The sequence below is a fragment of the Desulfobacter curvatus DSM 3379 genome (genome assembly GCF_000373985.1).
Classification (GTDB): domain Bacteria; phylum Desulfobacterota; class Desulfobacteria; order Desulfobacterales; family Desulfobacteraceae; genus Desulfobacter; species Desulfobacter curvatus.
Genome location: NZ_KB893057.1, coordinates 62,678 through 85,085, shown reverse-complemented (window position 1 = coordinate 85,085; position 22,408 = coordinate 62,678). Strand labels below are relative to the sequence as shown.

Here is a 22,408-nt window from a genome sequence, read left to right as displayed (position 1 = left end):
TATTATTCCTTAAAACAGCAAGGTGCCGATCCGGTTCCAACGGACGCTGAAATGCGCCTTGTCCCAGGACCAGTAAATAATAATGGCTTCGCCCCGCACTTCACTTAGGTCCACAAAGCCCCAGAACCGTGAATCATGGCTATTATCCCGGTTGTCACCCATGACAAAAAGCTTGTTGGCCGGTACTGTAATTTTTCTATAATTATCCCGGGTGGTGATCTGACCCGGCAGGATCCGGGGATCTTTGTACTGGGCCCAGGGCTGATCAGTGACAAGCTTGTCATTGACATACAGTTTTTTATTCACGATTTCCAGGGTGTCGCCGCCAACGGCAATCACCCGCTTGATGTAATCCTTGGATGGATCTTCCGGATATTTAAACACCACAATGTCATTACGCTGGGGATTTTTTACAGGGATCAGGGTTTTCCCGTCGGTAAAAGGAATTTTCACCCCGTAAATAAATTTATTGACAAGGATCTGATCTCCGATCTGAAGGGTCTCAAGCATGGAACCGGACGGTATCTTAAAGGCCTGGATAATAAAGGTACGGATAAACAGAGCAATAACAACGGCAATGAGAATCGCTTCGATATTCTCCCGCCAGGCGCTTTTCTTTTTTTGACTCATTTTATAGTTCTTTGTTGTAAATTATTTTTTGATTGAAGAGCGCGTACGCGCTCTTCCTTTTATTTTTTATCGTGGAAAGGCAGGACATAATTTTTTTTTAAGTATCCCCATGTCATTTAACAGAACAGATGCTGGGGAACTCCAATATAGAATCTGGACTTCTGAATCTCGGTCTTCAGAATCCGGGCAATTTTCCTTGCCTTGACCATACTGGACAAAGGCACTGTGGGAACGGCCTCCCCTTTGATCATAATCGTCCCGCTTTTAAGCTCGGCATAACTGACCTGGCCATAGGATTTGGAGATACCCTTGGGATAATCATGTCCGTAATCAATAATCTGGGTGAAGATCTCGTCGTCGGACACGGACGTGTATTTAAGAATCTCTTCATTTAAAATGGGAATGGGAATGCCAAGCCCCACAGAGAGCGACACGCCATAGCCGCGGATGCTCTGACCTACCAGCCACTCAGGTGACATCTGCTTAAGATCCCCCATAACGCATAATGTTCCGGCCCCGCTTAAGGGCACGCCGTTCAGGCCTCTATCCACATCTTTTTTATGCTGGGTACCGGACCAGGTCACGTAGCCCTGGGCCCCGCCCAGAAAAATCCGTGTGCCCAACCCGATGGTTTTCAAGTAGGGATCGTTGAACAAGGGGCTTAAACAACCGGACGTGGAATAATTGGCATTGCTCACATTGGGTTTAAGGGTGCCCATGTACGTGTATTTAGTCTTATCCGAGCGGTTGATGGCGCAATTATAATTTTGATATGCGTTTCTCGGGTTACACAGTATGGCATTGGGCAAATCCTTCAAGGCCACCGTTTTCTCAATGGCAAGATTGGGATAACAATCGGTGCCGTAACTTTCTGCTTTCAAGTGTACCTGTTTGCCGGCCACAAGGTCCTGGATGACATGTCCGCCCCCGTAGTTGAACTCACCCGGGTGATATTTATTCAAGGGGTCTTCTTCACAAACAGCGGTGGCCCCCAGATAGCAGTCCACCGCTGCAATGGCCGAGTAGGCCGGTACATTGTTGAACCAGGTTTTGGTCGTACGGATCACAGGCTTGGACTGGCCGATATTTATAAATGCCCCGGAGGAGCACATGGGCGCAAAGGTGCCTGTGGTCACCACATCCACTTTGCGGGCCGCTTCCACAATTCCTTCTTTGTCTGCGATATCAATAATCTCTTCCGCCGTTACCACCACGGCCTCGCCGGCCGCAATTTTGGCGTTTATCTCTTCATAGGTCTTATTCACCTGAAAGGTGCTCATGATTTGAATTGTCCTGATTTTTTTAAAAAAGTTATACGTTCACTGAATCTGCGCTTTAATAGACTCAATTTTTGAGGTGATGTTATTTTCTATCCAGGCCGCATCCCACCACTCCACAGGGCTGATAAACACATTGTGAAGCATCATGGAAAAATGCAGGTGATCTCCGCCGGCAAGGCCGGTCAAGCCGGTTCGGCCAATGATATCATCCATATTAACCATATCGCCTTTGGCCACGTTCATCTGGCTTAAATGGGCATAAAGGCTGGCAAGGCCAAGCCCATGGTCGATGATAATGGTATTGCCGAAAATACCGATATTTTCCGCCATGATCACCCGCCCATTGTTGGCCGCGCCCACCGGCGCGTTGGCAGTGGAAGCCAGATCAATGCCTAAATGGGTGGAGTGGCTGATCACCTTCCCATTGTATTTATAGGTACGCTTATCGGCAAACTGGGCCCGGTTAGCAGCCCCGGGAAGGCGACTGAAACGGCCTTTCCACATCAATTCGGCACGGGTATCCGAAGGCACTTTAGCTACGGTTTCCACATTCTGCTGACGAAGAATTTCGTTAATATATAAAAATTTTGCCAGCAAAGGATTCTCTTCGGTCAGGAACTGCGCTTCCTGGGGGCCCAGGTCAAAGTCATGCATTTTAAATTCCAAAAAACCATCTGAAATGCGCAGGGTATCAGCCCGGAAATTCTTATCTTTGATATAATGATAAAATCCGCGTTTGGTCTCGTTTCCGGCCGGGTCACGGGCTTCGACGACAATACGGGTATCCGGTCCCTGGGTATGATCCAAAGCAAACAAGGCTGTGATAACCATGGGATCATTAAACACACCGGAATATCCGGGGAAAAAATTCTCCCCCACCCTGACGCCGCTTTGAACATTTTCCTCATCAAGTTTGTAGATTACAAGACCGACACCGCCCTTGGACACATTATGCTGGGAAGTCAGAACCTGGAGCCGGGGCGGCACCGTATCAATGGTCACCGACTGCTCGTCGTTAAATTGGTTGCCTTTGGTCCATTGACGCCAGGCATAATCAGTGACAACAATCCGGATAAGGGCCTGGCCGTCGCTCATCCCGTATTTACGCATTTCAACGGGAATGGTAAAAGTATCTGACAGCACTGTCTTGTCACTGAACAAAGAAAGAATGGACGAGGGTGGATAAGATTTATCCAAAAGGACGTGTTCATTATCTTTTTGCACCAGAGAAACGGTTACATGCTTCAGACCGGCGCCTTTATCCGTTGCGGTCACGTTTATTTCATAGGATTGTTTTAGATACTGAGAGGGCAGGCTAATTTTTGCTTTGGGGGCCTCACCCTCATATTTACAGAACAGAACCCAGCCCACAGGCACGACAATTGCCAGAAATATAATCAGAAACAGCGTTTTTTTCATCAAACAACCTTATTTTTCAAGAAGTTAGGCGGCTACGTTAAAAACCAAATTAGGATACCAGCAAACGCCTTTCTTATCAAGGAATTTTCCCTGGTACATTTCCCCCGGCACTGATCCATCTTGACATTTACCCGGACGAATAATAGTTTAGGTCCATCATCACTATGTTTTTTTGTTTTGAGGATATGCCCTATGACAAATTTTTTTTTTGATCTGACCCATAACGACCCAAATCGTTTTTTTTTAATAGCAGGCCCCTGTGTGATAGAAGATTTAGACACAAGCCTTACGATTGCAAAGCAGCTAAAACAAATCACAAGCGATTTAGACATTCCTTATATTTTTAAAGCTTCCTATGACAAGGCCAACCGCACTTCCATCCAGTCATTCAGGGGTCCCGGCCCCGAACACGGCCTTGAAATCTTAAAGCAAATTAAAACCGAACTGAGCATTCCTGTTATTTCCGATATTCACTTGCCGGACCAGGCCGAAAAAGCGGCACAAGTGCTTGATATTATCCAAATCCCGGCGTTTTTATGCCGTCAGACAGACCTGATTACAGCCGCCTGCAGGACAGGTAAACCCGTGAACATCAAAAAGGGCCAGTTTCTTGCACCGGCTGATTGCAAAAATATTGTGGAAAAAGCCAAATCCACAGGGAACCGGGACATTGCCATAACGGAACGCGGCACCTGTTTCGGGTATAACAATCTTGTGGTGGATTTCAGATCCATACATATTTTACGGGAATTGGGGTTGCCCGTAATTTTCGATGCCACCCACAGCGTACAGCTTCCCGGCGGCAGCGGCAATGCATCGGCAGGGGAAAGGCAGTTTGTTGCACCCCTTGCCAAAGCCGCAGTAGTCTGCGGCGCCCACGGCCTGTTCATGGAGACCCATCCTGATCCAGACAAAGCCTTGTGCGACGGACCCAACTCCATCCCCCTGGATCAGATGAAAAATCTGTTGACCCATTTGGTCAATATTAAAAAAGTTGCAGGACAATCTCTATGACAACACAATTGGCGGATATCCAGCTGCTGCTTTTAGACGTGGACGGGGTGCTCACCGACGGCAGCATTACCTACACAGACTCAGGTGAACAAATCAAAAGCTTCAATGTCAAAGACGGCCTTGGCATCCGGTTGCTCATGGATGCAGGCGTTAATGTAGGCATTGTAACGGCAAGAATCTCCGGGGCCCTGCGCCACCGCTGCGACAATCTGGGCATCACCCTGGTTTTTGATGGTGCCGGGGATAAAGCCAAGGTATTGACATCCATATCTGAAAGCACTCAAATAAGCCTTGCACATATTGCATTCATGGGAGACGATTTAATAGACTTGCCTGCCATGACCCGGGCGGGATTTGCTTTTACCGTGGCCGACGCCCCTGCCGAAGTAAAAACCCGGGCAGATATGATTTCGGATCTGCCCGGGGGCAAAGGTGCTGTCCGCCAGGTCTGTGAGGCCATCCTAAAAGCCAAAGGCCTTTGGAAAACTTCTGTCTCAAGGTTTTTATCATGAGCAGCATCGGCAAAAAAAAACTGATACTGCCCCTGGTTGTGCTCATAGGCCTCATTCTTGCCGGGGTAGGTCTTTATTATTACATCAACCACCTACTCACCACGCCCATTGAGCTTGAAAATATTGAGGTGGATGACAAGGCTTCACTCAAGCTCAACGCACTTGAACAAATTTCAAAAAAAAACGGCATCACCGAATGGAAGCTCAAGGCATCCAGTGCAACGTTGCTCAAGGACCAGAACAAAGCTGAACTCAAAGATGTGGACATTATTTTTTACACAGATCAAAACACCCAAGTCCACCTCACAGCAGACCAGGGAGAACTCGACACCAAGACCCATGACATGATCTTTTCAAAGCATGTTACACTCCGGCATCAGCACTACACCCTGACAAGTGAAACATTGCATTATGCCAAAAAACCACATATAATACGCTCCGATTCAAGGGTTACGGTTGATGACGGAGAATCCGTAATAGAAGGCGACAGCATGGAGGTCCTGCTAAACCAGGATCTGATCATCCTAAAAGGACACGTAAAAGGACGGTTTAGTGAAAATAGTCAAAATTCCAACTTATTATAATACTTCTTTGATTGTATTGCTGATGCTGTTGTTTCTTTTTGCACAAGTAGCCTTTGCAGCCCCGGAGGACAAAGCCGCAGATAAAAAGCAACCACCGGCTGACCTGAAAATCACTTCGGATAAAATGGTCGCCGGAAAAAATCAGTCCATGGTGGAATTCATGGGGAAGGTTAAAGCCGTTCGGGCCGACAGTGTGCTTTTGGCAGATTCGGTCAAGGTGTTTTTTCATACCTCAGAAACCAAAAAGGAAGGCCAATCAAACGTCAAGCGAATTCTTGCCACGGGAAATGTTGAATATACCGAAGGGGAACGCAAAGCATTCTCGGATCAGGCCGATTATGACACCGCAACACAGATACTGATACTCACCGGAGAACAAGCCCGCCTGCTTAAGGGAAAAAGCTGGATCACCGGCAAAAAAATTACCTTGTTTAAAGCCGAGGACCGGGTGGTTGTGGAAAGTACTGAAAAAACCAGGGTCGAGGCGTTTTTTGATGCCGAAGACCAGGACGGGGCTTCGGATAAACCCTGAAACAGCCGGCAAACCGGATTTTACCAGGGCGCAGCATCGGACAAAATGCAAAAATAATCCACTGACGTATTGGACGCCTAACTATAAATAAAGACAAAACAGATGAGCCGACTGGTACTGGAAAACCTTGTAAAGACCTATGGCGGTAAAACCGTAGTGGATCAGGTCAGCCTGACTGTGGACCAGGGCCAGGTGACCGGGCTGTTAGGTCCCAATGGGGCCGGCAAGACCACTACGTTCTATATGACCGTGGGTATGATCCGGCCGGAAAAAGGCACGGTTCATCTTGACGGGGAGGATATAACCCGGTACCCCATGTATGTAAGGGCCAGAAAGGGCATTGGTTACCTACCCCAGGAAACATCCATATTCAAAAAGCTGACGGTCAGAGAAAATATAACGGCCATTCTGGAGGTTATTGACAAAAAAGTCATGGATATCGACCGGAAAGCCGCAAGCCTGATGAAAGAACTTGGGATACTGGATTTAGCCGACCAAAAGGCAGCATCCCTGTCCGGCGGAGAGCGGCGCCGTCTGGAAATTTCAAGGGTGCTTGCCACAGACCCCTTGTTCATCCTGCTGGACGAACCCTTTGCCGGCATTGATCCGTTGGCTGTCATCGACATCCAGCAGATCATATCCCAGCTTACGGAAAAAGGTATCGGGGTACTGATATCCGACCATAATGTCAGGGAAACATTAGGCGTATGCGACACAGCTTACATTATGAGCCAGGGCGTGGTTGTGGAATCAGGTCCGCCGGAAAAAATTATTTCAAGCAAAGTAGCCAAACGAATTTACCTGGGAGACAACTTTAGACTTTAATCATGGAACTTGGATTACAACAAAGCCTTGCACTGACTCAACAGCTGGTTATGACACCCCAGCTCCAGCAAGCTATTAAACTGCTTCAGCTGTCCCGGCTTGAACTTGCCGAAATGATCCAGCAGGAAATGGAGCAAAATCCGGCGCTTGAAGAAGTCTCCGTTGATGATGCCTCCGACAAAGCCATCACTGCCCAGGAAACCGAAACCCGAGAAACGGAAACCGAAACGCCTGTCAAGGAAGTAACTATTGAAGAGCGGGTGCGCTCGGATACGGATTGGGAAAATTATATCAATGAATACAACTCCACCGGTAAAGTCTACATGGAGTCTGAAAGCAGTGAAGCCCCCAATTACGAAGCATTCACATCCGAAAAAACAACCCTTGAGGCGCATTTGAAGTGGCAGTTGATGCTTTCGGATCTGCCGGACGAAGAGGAAAACATTGGTCACATCATCATCGGCAACCTGAACCGGGACGGATATTTATGTGCCGACGTGGAAGAACTGGCCCAGACGGCCCAGGCCGACATTCAAACCGTTGAAGAGGTGCTGGCTGTGCTCCAGACCTTTGACCCCCCCGGCGTGTGTGCCAGAAACCTATGCGAGACGCTTTTGATTCAGGTCCTGCAGCTGGGCATTGAAAACGATATCATCACCCGGATCATTACGGATCATCTAAAAAATCTTGAGAACAGGAACAGCAAAAAAATAGCAAAGGCCCTTAAGATTTCCGTTGAGGATGTACGGGCCGCAGTAAAAATCATCCAATTCCTTGAACCCAAGCCCGGCAGGAAATTTGCCACGGAGGAACCGGCCTACATCACCCCGGATATATACGTTTACAAAGTCGGTGATGATTTCAAAATTGTTATGAACGATGACGGCCTTCCCAAATTAAAAATTTCAAGATTCTACAGAGACGCTGTGGCCACCGGCAAAAAAATCCCCAAGGAAACCAAGACCTATCTTAATGAAAAGATGCAGTCCGCTTCCTGGCTGATAAAATCCATTCATCAACGCCAGAAAACCATTTACCTGGTCATGGAAAGTATCATAAAATTTCAAAGGGAATTTTTTGAAAAGGGCATCGCCTATCTGAGGCCCTTGATTCTAAAAGACATTGCCGAAGATATTGAAATGCATGAGTCCACGATCAGCCGGGTGACCACCAACAAATATGCGTACACCCCCCAGGGATTGTTTGAGCTTAAATATTTTTTCAATAGTTCCATAGAACGGGGGGACGGGCCCTCCATGGCATCGGCCAGTGTCAAGGAGAGAATAAGACAACTCATTGACAACGAAGATCCCAACGCACCCTTAAGTGATGATAAAATCGCCGCAATTCTGCAGGAATCAGACATCCAGATTGCCCGGCGAACCGTAGCAAAATACAGAAAGGTGCTCAATATTCTGCCGTCCAATAAACGCAAACAATTATAGGGAGAGCTAATCTATGCAGGTCACCATCACGTTCAAAAAAATAGAAGCATCTGATTCCCTGAAATCCTATGTAAATAAGAAGCTTAAACGGTTTGACAAGATGCTGGATGGTCCGGCCGAGGCCAGTGTGGTCTTAAGCGTTGAAAAGATAAGACATATTGCCGAAATCACCCTAACCAGCGGTCCGTTGAACATCCATGCCAAGGAATCGTCCGAAAGCATGTATGCAACCATTGATATTTTAACGGATAAAGTGAAAGGCCAGATCACAAAGCACAAAGAAAAAGAAAAAAAACACATGTCGGGCAACAAGGCAAGCCTGACAGATACCCGGGAGTTCAGCATTGATGAACCACTGCCCGGGGACATGGGTGATATTATTGAAGAACCCCTTGAGACAAAACCCATGGACATTGAAGATGCGGTAATTGAACTGGAATCGGGCAAAAAATCTTTTTATGTATTTATGAATGCCCGTACAGAGCAAGTCAATGTGATTTATAGACATAATAACGGAAAACTGGGACTTATCGCCCCCCAAGGATAGGATGGTCGGAACCAATGAAAATCAGTGACATTCTAAAGCTGGACGCTATTATCGCAGACCTGAAAGCCCAAAATAAATCAGAGGCCATAACAGAACTGTCCCGGGCTGTTGCACCGGTAGCCGGGGCCGAGGCCGAAGATGTTGCAGCCGTCTTGCTGGAACGTGAACACTTGGGCTCCACAGGCATCGGCGGCGGCATCGCCATTCCCCACGGCAAACTGGAGACGGTGAAATCCATTGCAGTGGGATTTGGTCGAAGCATCAAAGGAATCGAGTTTAATTCTTTGGACAACCGGCCGGTCCATCTTTTCTTTCTGCTTTTAACACCCGAGCATTCCACAGGAGGGCACTTAAAGGTTCTGGCCCAGATTTCAAAACTGCTGAAAATGGATCAGTTTAAAGAACGTCTGTTATCGGCAGGTTCACAAGAACAGATTCATCAGATCATTCTGGAGAATGACGAAGAATTTTGACCATGGAAACCCTCAAGGTTTATATCATCACAGGCATCTCGGGCTCCGGGAAGACAACCGTTGCCCAGGCATTTGAAGATGCATCCTTTTACTGCATTGACAATATGCCCATGGAACTTGTACCCAAGGTGCTTGAACTGCCGTTAGGGGAAAGTTCCAAGGTCAAGGGGGCGGCCTTTGTGATGGATATGCGGTCAAAAACCTTTTTAAACACATTTGTTTCAGGCGTTTCCGCTTTAGAAGAGATGGGCGTTCATCCGGTCATCATATTTCTTGAAGCGGATACCCAAACCCTGGTCAAACGGTTCAGCCAGACCCGCCGACACCATCCCCTGGGCGATGAAAAAAATCTTTTGGACAGCATCCGATCCGAAAAACAGGGGATGGCCGCCATCCGGAAATTAGCCCACCGGATCATCGACACCTCTAATTTCAATGTGCACCAGCTTAAAGCAGAAATACAAACTCTTGTGTCCAAGGATATCGGTTCTGAAAATTTCATGAAACTGAATATCATGTCCTTTGGCTACAAATACGGTATCCCGGTGGATGCGGATATTGTGGTGGATCTGAGGTTTCTGGCAAATCCTTATTTTGTGCCGGAACTCAAAGCCCATAACGGAGAATCTGATGCGGTAAAAACCTTTGTTCTGGAAAATGCGGAAACAAAAACCTTTTTAAAAAAATATAACGATCTTATTGACTATCTCATCCCTTTATATAAAAAAGAAAATAAGGCATATCTAACACTCGCCTTGGGCTGTACCGGTGGCCGCCACCGCAGTGTCGCCATTTCCCGGGCCGTATTTGAACGGCTGATGAAAAAGGGCCTGAACCCAAGCCTGCGGCACAGAGATATTGACAGAGACATCAAAGAACTATAACAGGCAAATTATGACAGGAATTTTAATTGTCACCCATGCGAATCTGGGTGCAGCATTGATTGATACCCTGGAATTCATTCTGGGGGCTAAGCAAGAAAAGCTTGGCGCCATATCCATAGACATCAAACAGGACCCTGAAAGCTTACGAAATAAAATCAAACGGGGTATTAAAGATGTCTATTGCGAAAATGGAGTTATTATTTTAACCGACATGTTCGGGGGTACACCTTCAAACCTGGCCTATGCCTTTCTGGAAGAAGGAAAGGTGGAGGTGATTTCAGGCGTCAACCTGCCCATTCTTCTCAAAGCGGTAACAAGCCGGAAGAAGATGGAGATTAAAGCATTGACCGCAGCCCTGATTGAACACGGGAAAAAGAGCATTTCCCTTGCCAGCGACATCCTGAAAGGGACCAGTCGGTCCTTATCCTAACCCGTGCCATGCCCGGCTTCCCCCTTTCGGGTATGGACTGCTTTTCATTTTTGAAGGAGACTAATAATGACTGTAAGAATAGGAATTAACGGATTCGGCAGAATCGGACGCATGGTCTTTCGGGCTGCTTTGGAAAATGATGCAATTGAAGTTGCGGCCATTAATGATCTGACAAACACCGAAACCATTGCCCATCTGCTTAAATATGACTCTGTCCACGGACGCCTGCCCAACGAGGTCAGCCATGGAGAAGGGTTCATTGCCGTGGATGGAAAACAGATTTTGGTCACCGCGTTAAAGGATCCTGCCCAGATTGCCTGGGCGGATGCCGGTGTGGACATTGTCCTGGAATGCACTGGTCTTTTCAGAAATCGCGAAACCGCAGGCAAGCACCTTGAGGGCGGGGCTAAGAAAGTCATCATCTCAGCGCCGGCCAAGGATCCGGATGTGACCATTGTCATGGGCGTAAACCATGAAGATTACGACCCCGGCGCCCACCATATTCTGTCCAATGCCTCCTGCACCACCAATTGCCTGGCTCCCGTAGCCAAGGTACTGCTGGAAAATTTCGGCGTTGTATGCGGGCTTATGACTACGATCCACTCCTACACCGGTGACCAGCGCCTGCTTGACTTCCCGCATAAAGACCTGCGCCGGGCAAGGGCCGCCGCGTTGTCCATGATTCCCACCACCACAGGTGCCGCCAAAGCGGTTTCCCTGGTTTTACCCGAGCTTGAAGGCAAACTCAACGGCCTTGCGGTACGGGTACCCACACCCAATGTATCCCTTGTGGATCTGGTAATTACCACTGAGAAAAAAGATCTGACCAAGGAGATGATCAACCAGGCCCTTAAAAAGGCATCGGAGACCAACCTGAAGGGATATCTGGGATATGTTGATCAACCCCTGGTATCCATTGACCACAACTCCTGCCCGCTTTCTTCCATTGTTGATGCCTCCTGCACTGACGTCATCAACGGCGAGATGGTAAAAATCTTTTCGTGGTACGACAACGAGGCCGGCTACTCCCACCGCATGGTTGATCTGGCTGAGATGGTGGGCAGCGCCCTTTAGAGGAGGAAAAAATGACAAGGATTCCATTGATTGCCGGCAACTGGAAAATGTACAAGACCGGTACCCAGGCGGTTGCAGCGGCAAAACAGCTGGCAGACTTAAGCAAAGGGGCCCAAGGCGTTGATATTATGATCGCACCCACAGCTCTGTCTTTGCCCCTGGTGGCTGCGGCCTTGGGTAAAGACTCCCAGGTCCGGCTGGGAGCCCAGAACATTTACCCTGGCAAGGAAGGGGCTTTCACAGGTGAAGTGTCCGGGGAAATGATTAAGGATGCCGGTGCCGACTATGTCATTATCGGTCACTCCGAACGTAGACAGTTCTTTGGTGAAACCGATGAAAGCGTGGCAATTAAAATCCGTGCAGCCCTTGATGCTCAACTTATCCCGGTGATGTGCATCGGAGAGACGGAAAGCCAGCGGGAGGCGGATAAAACGTTTTTTATCCTTGACAAGCAGATATCAGATGGGTTAAAAGGCTTTGATCTTGCGGAACTTGATTCCCTGATTCTGGCTTATGAGCCGGTGTGGGCAATCGGAACCGGAAAGACGGCAGGACCTGATCAGGTTAAAGAAGTTCATGTATTTTTAAGACATCTGATCAAAGAAAAGTACGCAGAAGATCTGGCTGCAAAGATCCGAATTTTATACGGTGGATCAGTAAAACCCGGCAACATCAAAGATCTGATGCAACTTGAAGACGTAGATGGTGCACTGGTTGGCGGAGCGAGCCTGAACCCTGAAGATTTTAATAAGATTATTAGGTTTTAGATATTTTATAATATGACTGGCATTTTAGTTACAATACATGTAGCAGTTTGCATCTTCCTGATACTTGTCGTGCTGTTACAGACCGGTAAAGGTGCAGAAATGGGCGTATCCATGGGTGGCGCAGGCAGCCAGGCACTTTTCGGAGCAGCCGGTCCCGCAAACATCCTGACTAAAATTACCACAGCCGTGGCCATTATATTCATGATCACATCGCTGACTTTGGCTTACATGTCAGGACATCAGTCACAGTCCAGTATCATGAAGGACACATCTGCTCCGGCAGGACAGCAGGTACCGGCAGCAGAATGAATAAGAGTAAATTTTTTGCCGAAGTGGTGGAATAGGTAGACACGCACGCTTGAGGGGCGTGTGGGGAGACCCGTGGGAGTTCAAATCTCCCCTTCGGCACCAAAAATTCAAAGCCGCGGCGTAATTGCCGCGGCTTTTTTTATTAGGGACCCATGAAATATATCCCCTGGGTTTCACCGAAGAATACGAGAAAAAAGACGAGCAAAATTGGAGAGTTATCTTTTGCCGGGCCACATAAGCTGATATGAACGAAGACGATAAAAGAAATTGTTACAAGTGTCGATTTTTTTATGTCACTTGGGAACCGGCCCACCCAAACGGCTGCAGGGCTTTAGGGTTTAAAAGCCGCCAACTGCCCAGCATCACGGTATTCCAGTCTTCGGGAAAGCCCTGTGAATACTTTAAAGAGAAAAAAAAATAGGCTCTGAACTTGCGCCTTGAATTATGGGCAGACAAGCTTATTATAGGTAATTATGACTAATCACAATGATGCCACCGGGCCTGACCCGAAAAAAATCGAAAAAGAGCTTGGGGAATTTCTGAACAAAAGATTTGGTGGAAATGTTAAAATCCTGGCACCTTCCATCCAGCCCCAGCAGGAGATCATTACCGGCACAACACCCGAGTCCGGCAAAAAAAAACTGATTGATTTCAATATTAAGCCTGCGGAACTGATCAGTTACCTTGACCAGTACGTTGTTCGGCAGGACAAGGCGAAATCGGTACTTGCCACAAAGATCTGTACCCATTTCAACCGAATCCGGCACCAGGAAACCATGATCACGGAACCGTTTAAGATCACGGGTAACATTAAAAGCAATATCCTGCTGCTCGGTCCCACCGGTATCGGCAAAACCTATCTGATCAAACTTATCGCCAAAAAAATCGGGGTGCCTTTTGTCAAAGCCGATGCCACAAAATTCTCCGAAACCGGGTATGTGGGCGGGGATGTAGAGGACTTGATCAGGGATCTGGTTAAAGAAGCCAAGGATGACATTGAACTTGCCGAATGCGGCATTGTTTACATCGACGAAGTGGACAAGATTGCTGCAAGCCCCAATGTTATCGGCGCCCAGATATCGCGGACAGGTGTTCAGCGGGCCCTGCTCAAACCCATGGAAGAAACCGATGTAGATTTAAAGGTGCCCCATGATCCCGTATCCATGATGCAGGAGCTTGAGGCATTCCAGAGAACCGGAAAACGCTCGGCCAGACGAGTGAATACGGCCAATATTCTTTTTATTCTGTCAGGTGCGTTTTCAGGCTTGACAGATATGGTGAAAAAACGATTGAGCAAACAAGCCATAGGGTTTGGTGCCTCACTCAGTCATACCAGAAAAGACAATGAGCTTTTAAAGGAGACCCGGTCCGAGGATTTGGTGGCCTACGGATTTGAGTCCGAATTCATCGGCAGGGTACCGGTGCGTTGTGTACTGGACGAACTGACCCAAAAGGATCTTTACGACATCCTGAAAATGCCCAACAATCCGGTTATTTTAAGCAAACGCCTTGATTTCAAATCATATGGGATTGACGTGCTGTTCACCGACGAGGCGTTAGAGATGCTTGCGGAAAAGGCGCACAAGGAAAATACCGGTGCCCGGGGGCTTGTATCCGTGGTTGAAGAAGCCATGCTCTGCTTTGAAGAAAAACTGCCTTCCGAATCCGTGGGTCAATTTGCGGTCACCAAACAGGTACTGACGGACCCCAAACAAGTGTTAAACGATCTGATCCAGGGCAATGACAAAGAAAAATACCTGGCTGAATATAACCATGCATTGGTCCTTTTCTCAGATTACATCAGTGAATATGTTAAAAATAACTGGAAAATATTTTCCATCCGCCACGGCCTGACCTTAACGCAGATTCGTACAAAAATGGTGGTCCAGTACTATACGGCCCATGTCATGGAGATAGAGGACGCGGTTAAACAGGTCAAAAAATTCTATGACAATGTTAGAGAGATGGAACTGGAAATTTCCAAAAACTATGATTTAAATGTCGTGTTTGAAGAAGATGCAGCGGATTTTCTCATCCAGCAGTTTATAGAGCACAATGCAACCACAGAGGAAGTCCTTTCTAAAATATACACGGATTTTTTTGACGGATTTAACCTTATTCGAGAAAAAACGGGAAAAGCAAGGTTTTTCCTGTCCAGAAAGGCATTAACCGACCACGAAACTTACCTCAACGAGCTTATCAGAAAAGAGATAAAATGATTGGAATTTCAAAACTTTACTGCGCTACGGTGGAACCCTCGGATACGTTACGCTATTCAAGGCATTCAGGCAAACTACCCTCCCATCTGCTTCAGTTCTCAAAGGACAAAAAGCCGGTGGTGGTCTGGAATATGACCCGGCGGTGCAACCTGAAGTGCGTTCACTGCTATGCCCAGTCTGAAAATATTGCCTATGACAATGAACTGACCCATGAACAAAGTATTGCCATGATGGATGATCTGGCTCAATTCGGGGTTCCGGTGCTTCTGTTTTCCGGCGGAGAACCGCTGATGCATCCACGCCTTGTGGAATATGCCCAGTATGCCGTATCCAAAGGCATGCGCGCCGTCATCTCCACCAACGGCACCCTGATCACCAAAGAGAAGGCCAAGCAGCTCAAAGAAGTGGGGCTCTCCTATGTGGGGATCAGCCTGGACGGACTTGAAGCCACCCATGACATGTTCAGGGGCGTTCCCGGTGCGTATAAAAAGGCATTGCAGGCCGTTGACAACTGCCAGGAAGCCGGCATTAAGGTGGGGCTGCGGTTTACCATTAATAAAAGAAACGTCAAGGATATCCCGGGCATTTTTGATCTGCTGGAAGAGAAAAAAATTCCCAGGGCCTGTTTCTACCACCTGGTGTATTCAGGCCGCGGACAGGAAATTGCCAAGGAGGATTTAAGTCATGAGGAGACCCGTCAGGTGCTTGATTTGATCATGGACCGCACAAGGGACCTTCACGACCGTAATAAGCCCAAGGAGATCCTCACCGTGGACAACCATGCAGACGGTCCCTACCTGTACCAGCGCCTGCTTAAAGAAGACACCGAACGGGCCGCCGAAGTGCTCGAACTGCTTGAGATGAACGAAGGCAATAACTCGGGCCGTGGCATCGGGTGTATATCCTGGGATGGTGAAGTTCATCCGGACCAGTTCTGGCGGGAAATCAGTTTCGGCAACATCAAGGACAGACCTTTCAGCGAAATCTGGACAGATTCTGAAAACGAATTCTTGATGAAAATGAAAGAGAAGAAAAAACACGTTAAAGGCAGATGTGCCCAATGCCGTTGGCTGGACATCTGTGCCGGCAACTTCAGGGCCAGAGCCGAGTCTGTCGCAGGAGACCCCTGGGATTCGGATCCGGCCTGTTACCTTACGGATGAAGAGATCAAAAAGGAGGGTGTATAATGCTGTTTCCCGAATACAGAGGCAGACGGCTTAGGGCCACGGCCAATTTCCGGCGGATGATCAGGGAAACAAAGCTTTCCAGAGATGATCTGGTTCTTCCCCTTTTTGCGGTTGAAGGCAAATCCGTTAAAAAGCCTATCAATTCCATGCCTGGACAGTTCCAGCTCTCTATTGATCACATTGTCACGACGGCAAAACAAGCCAAAGACGAAGGTATTCCGGGCATTATGCTGTTCGGTATTCCCGATAAAAAAGACTGCCTTGGCACCCAGGCCTATGCCCATGACGGTATTGTTCAAAAAGCAGTGACGGCCGTCAAGGAACAGGTCCCGGATCTTACCGTAATCACCGATGTCTGCCTGTGTGAGTATACAGACCACGGTCATTGCGGTATGGTCATGGATGACGGCACCGTTGACAATGATTCCACCCTGGATCTGCTTGCCAAAACGGCGTTGTCCCATGTGCAGGCAGGTGCCGACATGGTGGCCCCTTCCGACATGATGGACGGTCGCGTGGCAGAAATCAGAGGTATCTTGGATGACGAGGGGTTTTCCCATATCCCCATCATGTCTTATGCCGTAAAATACGCCTCGGCCTTTTACGGCCCTTTCCGGGAAGCTGCGGAATCCGCGCCCCAATTCGGAAACCGCAAGACCTACCAGATGGACCCTGCCAATTCCCTTGAAGCGATCAGGGAAGCCACCATGGACATCGAGGAAGGTGCAGACATTATTATGGTAAAACCGGCGCTCTCCTACCTGGATATCATTTACAGAGTAAGAGAAGAGATCGATCTGCCTGTGGCCGCATATAACGTATCCGGTGAATACTCCATCATTAAGGCAGCTGAGATGATGGGATGGGTGGACGGCAAAGCCATGATCATGGAAACCCTGCTGTCCATCAAGCGGGCCGGAGCCGATATTATCATGACCTACGCAGCCATAGACGTGGCAAGGGAGTTGAATAGCTGATGGCACATCCCCACGGAAAAGTCCCCCCGGGACACGGCACCCCCCACGGCGCGGGTAAAAACAAGACCCTGCGCCTTGTGGCCTGGGAGACAACCCGCCGGTGTAACCTGACCTGCAAGCATTGCCGTGCTGCGGCCGAAGACCATGCATACGATGACGAACTCACCACTGAAGAGTCCTTCAAACTTCTGGACCAGATCAGAGAGGTGGGGCAACCCATCATTATTCTCACCGGCGGCGAACCGCTGCTCCGGGATGATATCTTTGATATTGCCGCCTATGGAGACAAAATCGGCCTCCGTATGGTCATGGCCCCCAACGGCACCCTGCTCAATGAAGAGAATGTGGCACGCCTTAAAGAGAGCGGCATCAAACGTATCTCCGTAAGTCTGGACGGTGCCACTGCAGCTTCCCATGATGCGTTCAGGGGGCTTGAAGGAGCCTTTGACCGGGCAGTAAACGGCATAAAAACAGCCAAAGCGGCCGGCCTGGAATTTCAGATCAACACCGTTATCACAAAGACCAACCTTGATGAAATTCCTGCCATTCTTGCCTTGGCAGAATCGTTGGGGGCTGCGGCCCATCACATTTTCCTGCTGGTACCCACGGGCCGGGGCAAATACATCGTGGATACGGCCATTGACGCAAAGGAATATGAAAAGACTCTGAACTGGTTTTACGACCAGCGGGACAAAACATCTTTGCAGCTTAAAGCCACCTGTGCCCCCCACTATTACCGGATTCTACGCCAGCGCGCCAAGGCTGAGGGCAAAAAAGTCAGTTTTGAAACCCATGGGCTTGATGCGGTCACAAGGGGCTGCCTTGCAGGCACCGGTTTCTGCTTTATCTCCCATGTAGGCCGGGTACAGACCTGCGGTTTTTTAGACGTTACCTGTGGAGACATTAAAGCCCAGCATTTTAAGGATGTGTGGGAAAACTCAGACGTATTCAATAAATTGCGGGACTTCAGCAACCTTGAACCCAAATGCGGAATCTGTGAATACAAACAGGTGTGTGGCGGATGCCGGGCCAGGGCATACGAAGCCACCGGCAATTACCTGGCCCAGGAGCCGTTGTGCACATACCAGCCGGCCCGGCATTAGACAGAAAAGAAAGTAAGGGACTCTGATAAATAGGCAATCAAAGTCCCTTATACTTTAGCGCTAAATCTTTAGAATTTAGAGCCTGTTGCAGAAACAATTTATCTGCAACAGGCTCTTTATATTTGCGACTTAAACGCTCGTGGCGCGGTAACAGACCGTATCAAAATAAGTTGTGTGGCAATGGCGGCAACGGTATGGGTATGGGTACCGGTATCAGTAATCGTTCACGTGGTGGCGGATCATGCCTAAATCGTCTATGTGGTGGTGGCGGTGGATCGTGCCTAAACCGTCTATGTGGCGGCGGACCATGTCTGAATTGGCTATGTGGCGGTGGACCGTGCCTGAATCGTCTATCCTGGTACGGCGGATCGTGCCTAAATCGTTCATGCCGCGACGGTGGGTGCGCAGAGCCAATGGTTGGGAAAATCAAACAAATCAAAATTATGACGACAAAGTAGATTGATTTTGTTTTTTTCATTCTTTACTCCTTCATAATACAGAATTAAAATCTGCCGGCAGCAAATCAATTCTTTGCTGCATCGCGCCAACATTCCAGACAATTCAAATGGCATACCAAAGACAATAACTCACTTAATTTTAAAGATTTTTTTAAAAAACACCCTTTCAACATACAAAGAGCAGTTACAAAAAATGCATTTAAAATTACAAAATGTTGCTGGTCGTAACTCAGAGCTGTCCGGTTAATTTCTTTTAAAATCGGCCATAAAAGCGTATCGAACCTGCCAGTTGTCTCTTTTCAGACTGATCTTGACAAAAAGCAATATCCTATCCTATTTTAGGGTTTAACTCTAAGCCGCCGTAGTCATGCAGAACGTTATTATTGCCTATTTATTTACATGGTGCCGGCCCGGAAGATCTGATCCTATCCTTTGTTTGGCAACATTTTACACACCAATATCATCAAAAATGGATAACAGGGTGCTTGACATGAAAAAACCAGTATTCATTGCGGGATTACTCCTTGTACTTTTCTCATCACCGGCATTTGCGAAAGACCCCCAGGCATTGGATGTTATCGCCAAGGCCTGGGATTACATGCGGGGCAAAACGTCTGTCAGTCAGGTAAAAATGACCGTGCACCGTGCGAGCTGGGAACGGGTATCGGTTATAAAAGCCTGGACAAGGGGGAGAAATGATTCCATTTTCCAGATTACGGCGCCCAAAAAAGATAAGGGCAACGGCACATTGAAAATCGGCCGGGACATGTGGACGTATAATCCAAAAATTAACCGGGTGATCAAAATCCCGCCCTCCATGATGTCCCAATCCTGGATGGGATCTGACTTTTCCAACAACGATCTGTCCAAGGCGGACAGCATTCTCAATGACTATACCCATGAAATGGAAAGCACCTCCCGGGAAAACGGCATAATCGTCTATGAAATTAAATCTGTTCCCAAGCCGGATGCACCTGTCGTATGGGGCATGCAAAAGCTTAAAATCCGTGAAGACGGCATTATCCTGGAGCAAGGCTTTTATGACGAGGACATGGCAGCGGTAAAAATCCTGACCACCTCTGAAATAAAGAAAATGGGAAAAAAATTATTTCCCACCCACTGGGTCATGCGTGCCATGGACGCAGACTCCAAGGAGGATTATACCTTGCTTGAATATGAAACGCTTGAATTTGATGTGCCGTTGCAGGACAGTCGGTTTACCCTGAATGCATTAAAAAAACCACTGAGGTAAGCTTTATGGAGATGCTCATGGCCTGGCGCAATATCCGGCGCAATCCCAGGCGAACCATCCTGACCATTTTAGCCATTGCCTTTGCCTGTGTGCTGCTGATATTCATGCTGTCACTTCAGATCGGCACTTATGAAGTTATGATTGATACGTCGGTGAAGACCCGTACCGGCCACATCCAGATACTTAAACAAGGGTATAACACGGACCACAAGATCAGGCAGGTGGTAGAAGCACCGTCAGATATTGTCCGTACACTTGATCAAACACCTCATATCACAGCCGTTTCCTTTAGGGCAAATGCCTTTGCCCTACTCTCTTCCGCCCTGCGCACCAGCGGTGGTTTCATCACCGGCATTGACCCTGAAAAGGAAGCCGAAATCTCAAGCGTACCCCAGACCATCCGTAAAGGACGATATCTGAACCCTTCGGATACCAATGCCGCCGTGATCGGATCGCTTTTGGCTAAAAATCTTAAAATTGACATCGGGGATGAACTGGTGATCCTCGGATCAGCCATGGACGGCTCCATTGCCGCTACGGTGCTTGAGGTGACAGGCATATTCGCATCCGGAATGGATGAGTACGATCGATCCGCCATTCAAATCCCCCTGCCTCATTTCCAGGAGACCTTTGCCATGGGAGGTGCCGTGCATGAAATCATCATTTCCTGTGACAGTCTGTGGCATGTGGGGAAGGTAAAATCTGCCATATTCAAGCACCTCTCACAACCGGGAATACAACCCGGCCTTGTCTGCATGTCCTGGGATGAACTGACTCCCGGACTGATCCAGTCCATCCAGATGGACCTTGGGGGTGGACTCATCTTCTATGCTATCTTGCTGGTCATGGTAGCCTTCAGTATTATGAATACCTTTATCATGGCTGTTTTTGAGCGAACCAAAGAGTTCGGCACCCTCATGGCTATTGGTGCCGGGCCCTGGCGGTTATCACGGGTGCTGATCCTTGAATCGGGATTTTTAACCCTGTGCGGAATTATTTTGGGCATTTTGGCCGGCTGTATACTCACCCTCTGGCTGGAACACACCGGTATCCCCATGGGAGAGGCTGAGGGCATGATGCGGCAATACGGCATTCCCGGCCTGATCCGGCCAAAGCTGACGCTAATCACGGCGTTCGCAGGCCCGGCAGCCGTATTTCTCATCACCATCCTAACAGCCTTGTACCCGGCATTCAAAGTGCATGGCATCAAACCCGTTGAGGCCATGCGAGCCGTATAAGGAGAGATCATGCAAATTCTCATGGCCTGGCGCAATATCTGGCGCAATCCCAAAAGGACCGGCATCATTCTGGTTGCCGTGGTCATCGGGGCATGGACCATGCTGGCCTTCAGCGCCCTGTCCCGGGGTATGATGGCTTCCACCCTGGAAAACGCATTAAACACGCTGACCGGCCACATCCAGATCCAAAATGCCATGTTCCGGGAAGATCCGTCAGTTGAGAATCGGATCACCCACCCGGCCCCTGTGGCGGAATTGCTGGACCAAAGCCTGCCCAAAGGGGCGTTGTGGGCGTTTCGCATCCAGGTGAACGGTGTGGCCGCCAATGCCGGAAACTCCCAGGGTATCACCATTCTGGGCATTGACCCTGAAAAAGAACCGAACCTCTCATTTTACGGGGATATTACTCCCAAAGGAGAGCTGCTGGCACCCGGCGACGACCATGGAATCGTGGTGGGGGAGACTCTTTTAAACAATTTTGAGACAAAAATCGGCCGAAAGCTGGTGCTCATGACCCAGGGTGCAAACCGGGAAACCGCGTCCAGGGCCTTTAAAATCAGGGGAACCTTTAAAGCTGAAATGCAGTCCACTGAAAAACAATATGTTTTCATTACGCTAAGGGCAGCCCAGACGCTTCTGGGAATAAAAGACGACATTTCTTTAGCCTGTGTGCGCCTGCCCGACAGCACCGGCATGGATTCCCAAGGGTTGAATAGGGTACTTGGGACTATTCGTCAAAACCTGCCCCGGGATCTTTGCGCGTTGACATGGATGGATATGCTGCCTTTGCTCAAGGGCTATCTGGGAATGTTTGACCGATTTATGCTGCTCTGGTACCTGGTCATTTTCATTGCCATGGCGTTCGGACTGGTCAATACCATGCTCATGGCAGTCCTGGAAAGAACCCGGGAATTCGGGCTGCTCAAAGCGCTGGGACTTAAACCTGTAAGAATCATTATCAACGTGTTACTGGAGTGCCTTATTCTTCTTATGATCGGCCTTGTGGTGGGTAATCTTTTAGGACTTTTAACCCTTTATCTTTTTTCCGGCGGGATTGATATGTCCTTCATGGCCCAGGGATCTGAGTTCTGGGGCATGGGACGGATGGTATTCCCGTTTTTTACGATCAAAGATATCTGTTACGTGAATGCCGTCATTATGGGGTTGGGCGTCCTTGTCTGCCTGTATCCGGCAATCAAGGCGGCAAGAATTACTCCGGTGGAGGCGATGGCCCGTGTTTGAACTATTT

General features: G+C 48.4%; 24 protein-coding genes and 1 tRNA gene. 22 read left to right on the top strand and 3 right to left on the bottom strand.

The annotated features are described in order from the left end of the window. Nucleotides 1–9: 9 nt before the first annotated feature. The 3 genes from lepB to B147_RS0112670 all read right to left on the bottom strand — a co-directional run bounded on the left by lepB (nucleotide 10) and on the right by B147_RS0112670 (nucleotide 3,329). The gene (lepB, locus tag B147_RS0112680; protein ID WP_020587574.1) at nucleotides 10–630 is read right to left on the bottom strand and encodes a signal peptidase I; all 621 of its coding nucleotides are present in this window, start codon (nucleotides 628–630) and stop codon (nucleotides 10–12) included. 116 nt (nucleotides 631–746) lie between these two features. Further along, nucleotides 747–1,910, bottom strand: a complete 1,164-nt coding sequence (locus tag B147_RS0112675; RefSeq protein ID WP_020587573.1) for a homocysteine biosynthesis protein — start codon at nucleotides 1,908–1,910, stop codon at nucleotides 747–749. 39 nt (nucleotides 1,911–1,949) lie between these two features. Beyond that, nucleotides 1,950–3,329 (bottom strand): M23 family metallopeptidase, encoded by a 1,380-nt coding sequence (locus B147_RS0112670; RefSeq protein WP_020587572.1) that lies wholly within the window; start codon nucleotides 3,327–3,329, stop codon nucleotides 1,950–1,952. 192 nt (nucleotides 3,330–3,521) lie between these two features. On the opposite strand from B147_RS0112670, the gene kdsA reads away from it, so the two are divergent. From kdsA to B147_RS0112560, 22 genes are all read left to right on the top strand, one after another. Then, on the top strand, nucleotides 3,522–4,343 hold the full coding sequence (gene kdsA / locus B147_RS0112665; protein ID WP_020587571.1) for a 3-deoxy-8-phosphooctulonate synthase: 822 nt from the start codon (nucleotides 3,522–3,524) through the stop codon (nucleotides 4,341–4,343). Further along, the gene (locus B147_RS0112660; RefSeq protein ID WP_020587570.1) at nucleotides 4,340–4,855 is read left to right on the top strand and encodes a KdsC family phosphatase; all 516 of its coding nucleotides are present in this window, start codon (nucleotides 4,340–4,342) and stop codon (nucleotides 4,853–4,855) included. Before kdsA ends, B147_RS0112660 begins: the two co-directional genes overlap by 4 nt. Then, nucleotides 4,852–5,439 carry an LPS export ABC transporter periplasmic protein LptC gene (gene lptC / locus B147_RS0112655; RefSeq protein ID WP_020587569.1) on the top strand — a complete coding sequence of 196 codons (588 nt, stop codon included), beginning with the start codon at nucleotides 4,852–4,854 and terminating at the stop codon, nucleotides 5,437–5,439. Before B147_RS0112660 ends, lptC begins: the two co-directional genes overlap by 4 nt. Next, nucleotides 5,408–5,971, top strand: a complete 564-nt coding sequence (locus B147_RS0112650) for an LptA/OstA family protein (RefSeq protein ID WP_020587568.1) — start codon at nucleotides 5,408–5,410, stop codon at nucleotides 5,969–5,971. The genes lptC and B147_RS0112650 overlap by 32 nt, the downstream gene beginning before the upstream one ends. A 102-nt stretch (nucleotides 5,972–6,073) precedes the next feature. Then, nucleotides 6,074–6,796: an LPS export ABC transporter ATP-binding protein gene (gene lptB / locus B147_RS0112645; RefSeq protein ID WP_020587567.1), complete on the top strand. Its 723-nt coding sequence runs from the start codon at nucleotides 6,074–6,076 to the stop codon at nucleotides 6,794–6,796. A 2-nt stretch (nucleotides 6,797–6,798) separates the two neighbouring features. After that, a complete protein-coding gene (gene rpoN / locus B147_RS0112640; RefSeq protein WP_020587566.1) occupies nucleotides 6,799–8,241 on the top strand; it encodes an RNA polymerase factor sigma-54 in 1,443 nt (480 codons plus the stop codon). A 13-nt stretch (nucleotides 8,242–8,254) separates the two neighbouring features. After that, nucleotides 8,255–8,788, top strand: a complete 534-nt coding sequence (gene hpf / locus B147_RS0112635) for a ribosome hibernation-promoting factor, HPF/YfiA family (protein ID WP_020587565.1) — start codon at nucleotides 8,255–8,257, stop codon at nucleotides 8,786–8,788. Nucleotides 8,789–8,802: 14 nt separating this feature from the next. Further along, nucleotides 8,803–9,261, top strand: a complete 459-nt coding sequence (locus B147_RS0112630; protein ID WP_020587564.1) for a PTS sugar transporter subunit IIA — start codon at nucleotides 8,803–8,805, stop codon at nucleotides 9,259–9,261. Between the two features lie 2 nt (nucleotides 9,262–9,263). Continuing rightward, the gene (gene rapZ, locus B147_RS0112625; RefSeq protein WP_026259633.1) at nucleotides 9,264–10,145 is read left to right on the top strand and encodes an RNase adapter RapZ; all 882 of its coding nucleotides are present in this window, start codon (nucleotides 9,264–9,266) and stop codon (nucleotides 10,143–10,145) included. A 10-nt stretch (nucleotides 10,146–10,155) separates the two neighbouring features. Further along, nucleotides 10,156–10,575 carry a PTS sugar transporter subunit IIA gene (locus B147_RS0112620; protein ID WP_020587562.1) on the top strand — a complete coding sequence of 140 codons (420 nt, stop codon included), beginning with the start codon at nucleotides 10,156–10,158 and terminating at the stop codon, nucleotides 10,573–10,575. Between the two features lie 66 nt (nucleotides 10,576–10,641). Then, on the top strand, nucleotides 10,642–11,649 hold the full coding sequence (gene gap / locus B147_RS0112615) for a type I glyceraldehyde-3-phosphate dehydrogenase (RefSeq protein WP_020587561.1): 1,008 nt from the start codon (nucleotides 10,642–10,644) through the stop codon (nucleotides 11,647–11,649). Nucleotides 11,650–11,660: 11 nt separating this feature from the next. After that, complete coding sequence (tpiA, locus tag B147_RS0112610) at nucleotides 11,661–12,416, top strand: triose-phosphate isomerase (RefSeq protein ID WP_020587560.1); 756 nt, start codon at nucleotides 11,661–11,663, stop codon at nucleotides 12,414–12,416. A 12-nt stretch (nucleotides 12,417–12,428) separates the two neighbouring features. Further along, a complete protein-coding gene (gene secG, locus B147_RS0112605; RefSeq protein ID WP_026259632.1) occupies nucleotides 12,429–12,725 on the top strand; it encodes a preprotein translocase subunit SecG in 297 nt (98 codons plus the stop codon). 17 nt (nucleotides 12,726–12,742) lie between these two features. Further along, nucleotides 12,743–12,827: transfer RNA gene (locus B147_RS0112600), tRNA-Leu, on the top strand. Nucleotides 12,828–13,198: 371 nt separating this feature from the next. Next, complete coding sequence (locus B147_RS0112590; RefSeq protein ID WP_020587557.1) at nucleotides 13,199–14,944, top strand: AAA family ATPase; 1,746 nt, start codon at nucleotides 13,199–13,201, stop codon at nucleotides 14,942–14,944. Then, nucleotides 14,941–16,131 carry a 12,18-didecarboxysiroheme deacetylase gene (gene ahbC / locus B147_RS0112585; protein ID WP_020587556.1) on the top strand — a complete coding sequence of 397 codons (1,191 nt, stop codon included), beginning with the start codon at nucleotides 14,941–14,943 and terminating at the stop codon, nucleotides 16,129–16,131. The genes B147_RS0112590 and ahbC overlap by 4 nt, the downstream gene beginning before the upstream one ends. Then, a complete protein-coding gene (gene hemB / locus B147_RS0112580; protein WP_020587555.1) occupies nucleotides 16,131–17,108 on the top strand; it encodes a porphobilinogen synthase in 978 nt (325 codons plus the stop codon). Before ahbC ends, hemB begins: the two co-directional genes overlap by 1 nt. Then, nucleotides 17,108–18,211 (top strand): heme b synthase, encoded by a 1,104-nt coding sequence (gene ahbD / locus B147_RS0112575; RefSeq protein ID WP_020587554.1) that lies wholly within the window; start codon nucleotides 17,108–17,110, stop codon nucleotides 18,209–18,211. The genes hemB and ahbD overlap by 1 nt, the downstream gene beginning before the upstream one ends. Nucleotides 18,212–18,452: 241 nt before the next feature. Further along, on the top strand, nucleotides 18,453–18,674 hold the full coding sequence (locus B147_RS31780; protein WP_157237871.1) for a hypothetical protein: 222 nt from the start codon (nucleotides 18,453–18,455) through the stop codon (nucleotides 18,672–18,674). A gap of 485 nt (nucleotides 18,675–19,159) precedes the next feature. Further along, nucleotides 19,160–19,921, top strand: a complete 762-nt coding sequence (locus tag B147_RS0112570; protein ID WP_026259631.1) for an outer membrane lipoprotein-sorting protein — start codon at nucleotides 19,160–19,162, stop codon at nucleotides 19,919–19,921. Nucleotides 19,922–19,926: 5 nt separating this feature from the next. Further along, the gene (locus B147_RS0112565) at nucleotides 19,927–21,159 is read left to right on the top strand and encodes an ABC transporter permease (protein WP_245569006.1); all 1,233 of its coding nucleotides are present in this window, start codon (nucleotides 19,927–19,929) and stop codon (nucleotides 21,157–21,159) included. A 9-nt stretch (nucleotides 21,160–21,168) separates the two neighbouring features. Beyond that, a complete protein-coding gene (locus B147_RS0112560; RefSeq protein WP_020587551.1) occupies nucleotides 21,169–22,401 on the top strand; it encodes an ABC transporter permease in 1,233 nt (410 codons plus the stop codon). Nucleotides 22,402–22,408: the final 7 nt, after the last annotated feature.

What these genes read in the sequence shown, in the direction of transcription:
- B147_RS0112590 (WP_020587557.1), top strand. Translation starts at nt 13,199, where the DNA reads ATGACTAATCACAATGATGCCACCGGGCCTGACCCGAAAAAAATCGAA.
- hemB (WP_020587555.1), top strand. Translation starts at nt 16,131, where the DNA reads ATGCTGTTTCCCGAATACAGAGGCAGACGGCTTAGGGCCACGGCCAAT.
- ahbD (WP_020587554.1), top strand. Translation starts at nt 17,108, where the DNA reads ATGGCACATCCCCACGGAAAAGTCCCCCCGGGACACGGCACCCCCCAC.
- gap (WP_020587561.1), top strand. Translation starts at nt 10,642, where the DNA reads ATGACTGTAAGAATAGGAATTAACGGATTCGGCAGAATCGGACGCATG.
- rpoN (WP_020587566.1), top strand. Translation starts at nt 6,799, where the DNA reads ATGGAACTTGGATTACAACAAAGCCTTGCACTGACTCAACAGCTGGTT.
- lepB (WP_020587574.1), bottom strand. Translation starts at nt 630, where the DNA reads ATGAGTCAAAAAAAGAAAAGCGCCTGGCGGGAGAATATCGAAGCGATT.
- kdsA (WP_020587571.1), top strand. Translation starts at nt 3,522, where the DNA reads ATGACAAATTTTTTTTTTGATCTGACCCATAACGACCCAAATCGTTTT.
- B147_RS0112675 (WP_020587573.1), bottom strand. Translation starts at nt 1,910, where the DNA reads ATGAGCACCTTTCAGGTGAATAAGACCTATGAAGAGATAAACGCCAAA.
- B147_RS0112620 (WP_020587562.1), top strand. Translation starts at nt 10,156, where the DNA reads ATGACAGGAATTTTAATTGTCACCCATGCGAATCTGGGTGCAGCATTG.
- B147_RS0112565 (WP_245569006.1), top strand. Translation starts at nt 19,927, where the DNA reads ATGGAGATGCTCATGGCCTGGCGCAATATCCGGCGCAATCCCAGGCGA.
- secG (WP_026259632.1), top strand. Translation starts at nt 12,429, where the DNA reads ATGACTGGCATTTTAGTTACAATACATGTAGCAGTTTGCATCTTCCTG.
- tpiA (WP_020587560.1), top strand. Translation starts at nt 11,661, where the DNA reads ATGACAAGGATTCCATTGATTGCCGGCAACTGGAAAATGTACAAGACC.
- lptC (WP_020587569.1), top strand. Translation starts at nt 4,852, where the DNA reads ATGAGCAGCATCGGCAAAAAAAAACTGATACTGCCCCTGGTTGTGCTC.
- hpf (WP_020587565.1), top strand. Translation starts at nt 8,255, where the DNA reads ATGCAGGTCACCATCACGTTCAAAAAAATAGAAGCATCTGATTCCCTG.
- B147_RS0112570 (WP_026259631.1), top strand. Translation starts at nt 19,160, where the DNA reads ATGAAAAAACCAGTATTCATTGCGGGATTACTCCTTGTACTTTTCTCA.
- lptB (WP_020587567.1), top strand. Translation starts at nt 6,074, where the DNA reads ATGAGCCGACTGGTACTGGAAAACCTTGTAAAGACCTATGGCGGTAAA.
- ahbC (WP_020587556.1), top strand. Translation starts at nt 14,941, where the DNA reads ATGATTGGAATTTCAAAACTTTACTGCGCTACGGTGGAACCCTCGGAT.
- B147_RS0112630 (WP_020587564.1), top strand. Translation starts at nt 8,803, where the DNA reads ATGAAAATCAGTGACATTCTAAAGCTGGACGCTATTATCGCAGACCTG.
- B147_RS0112660 (WP_020587570.1), top strand. Translation starts at nt 4,340, where the DNA reads ATGACAACACAATTGGCGGATATCCAGCTGCTGCTTTTAGACGTGGAC.
- B147_RS0112560 (WP_020587551.1), top strand. Translation starts at nt 21,169, where the DNA reads ATGCAAATTCTCATGGCCTGGCGCAATATCTGGCGCAATCCCAAAAGG.
- B147_RS0112670 (WP_020587572.1), bottom strand. Translation starts at nt 3,329, where the DNA reads ATGAAAAAAACGCTGTTTCTGATTATATTTCTGGCAATTGTCGTGCCT.
- B147_RS31780 (WP_157237871.1), top strand. Translation starts at nt 18,453, where the DNA reads ATGCCTAAATCGTCTATGTGGTGGTGGCGGTGGATCGTGCCTAAACCG.
- rapZ (WP_026259633.1), top strand. Translation starts at nt 9,264, where the DNA reads ATGGAAACCCTCAAGGTTTATATCATCACAGGCATCTCGGGCTCCGGG.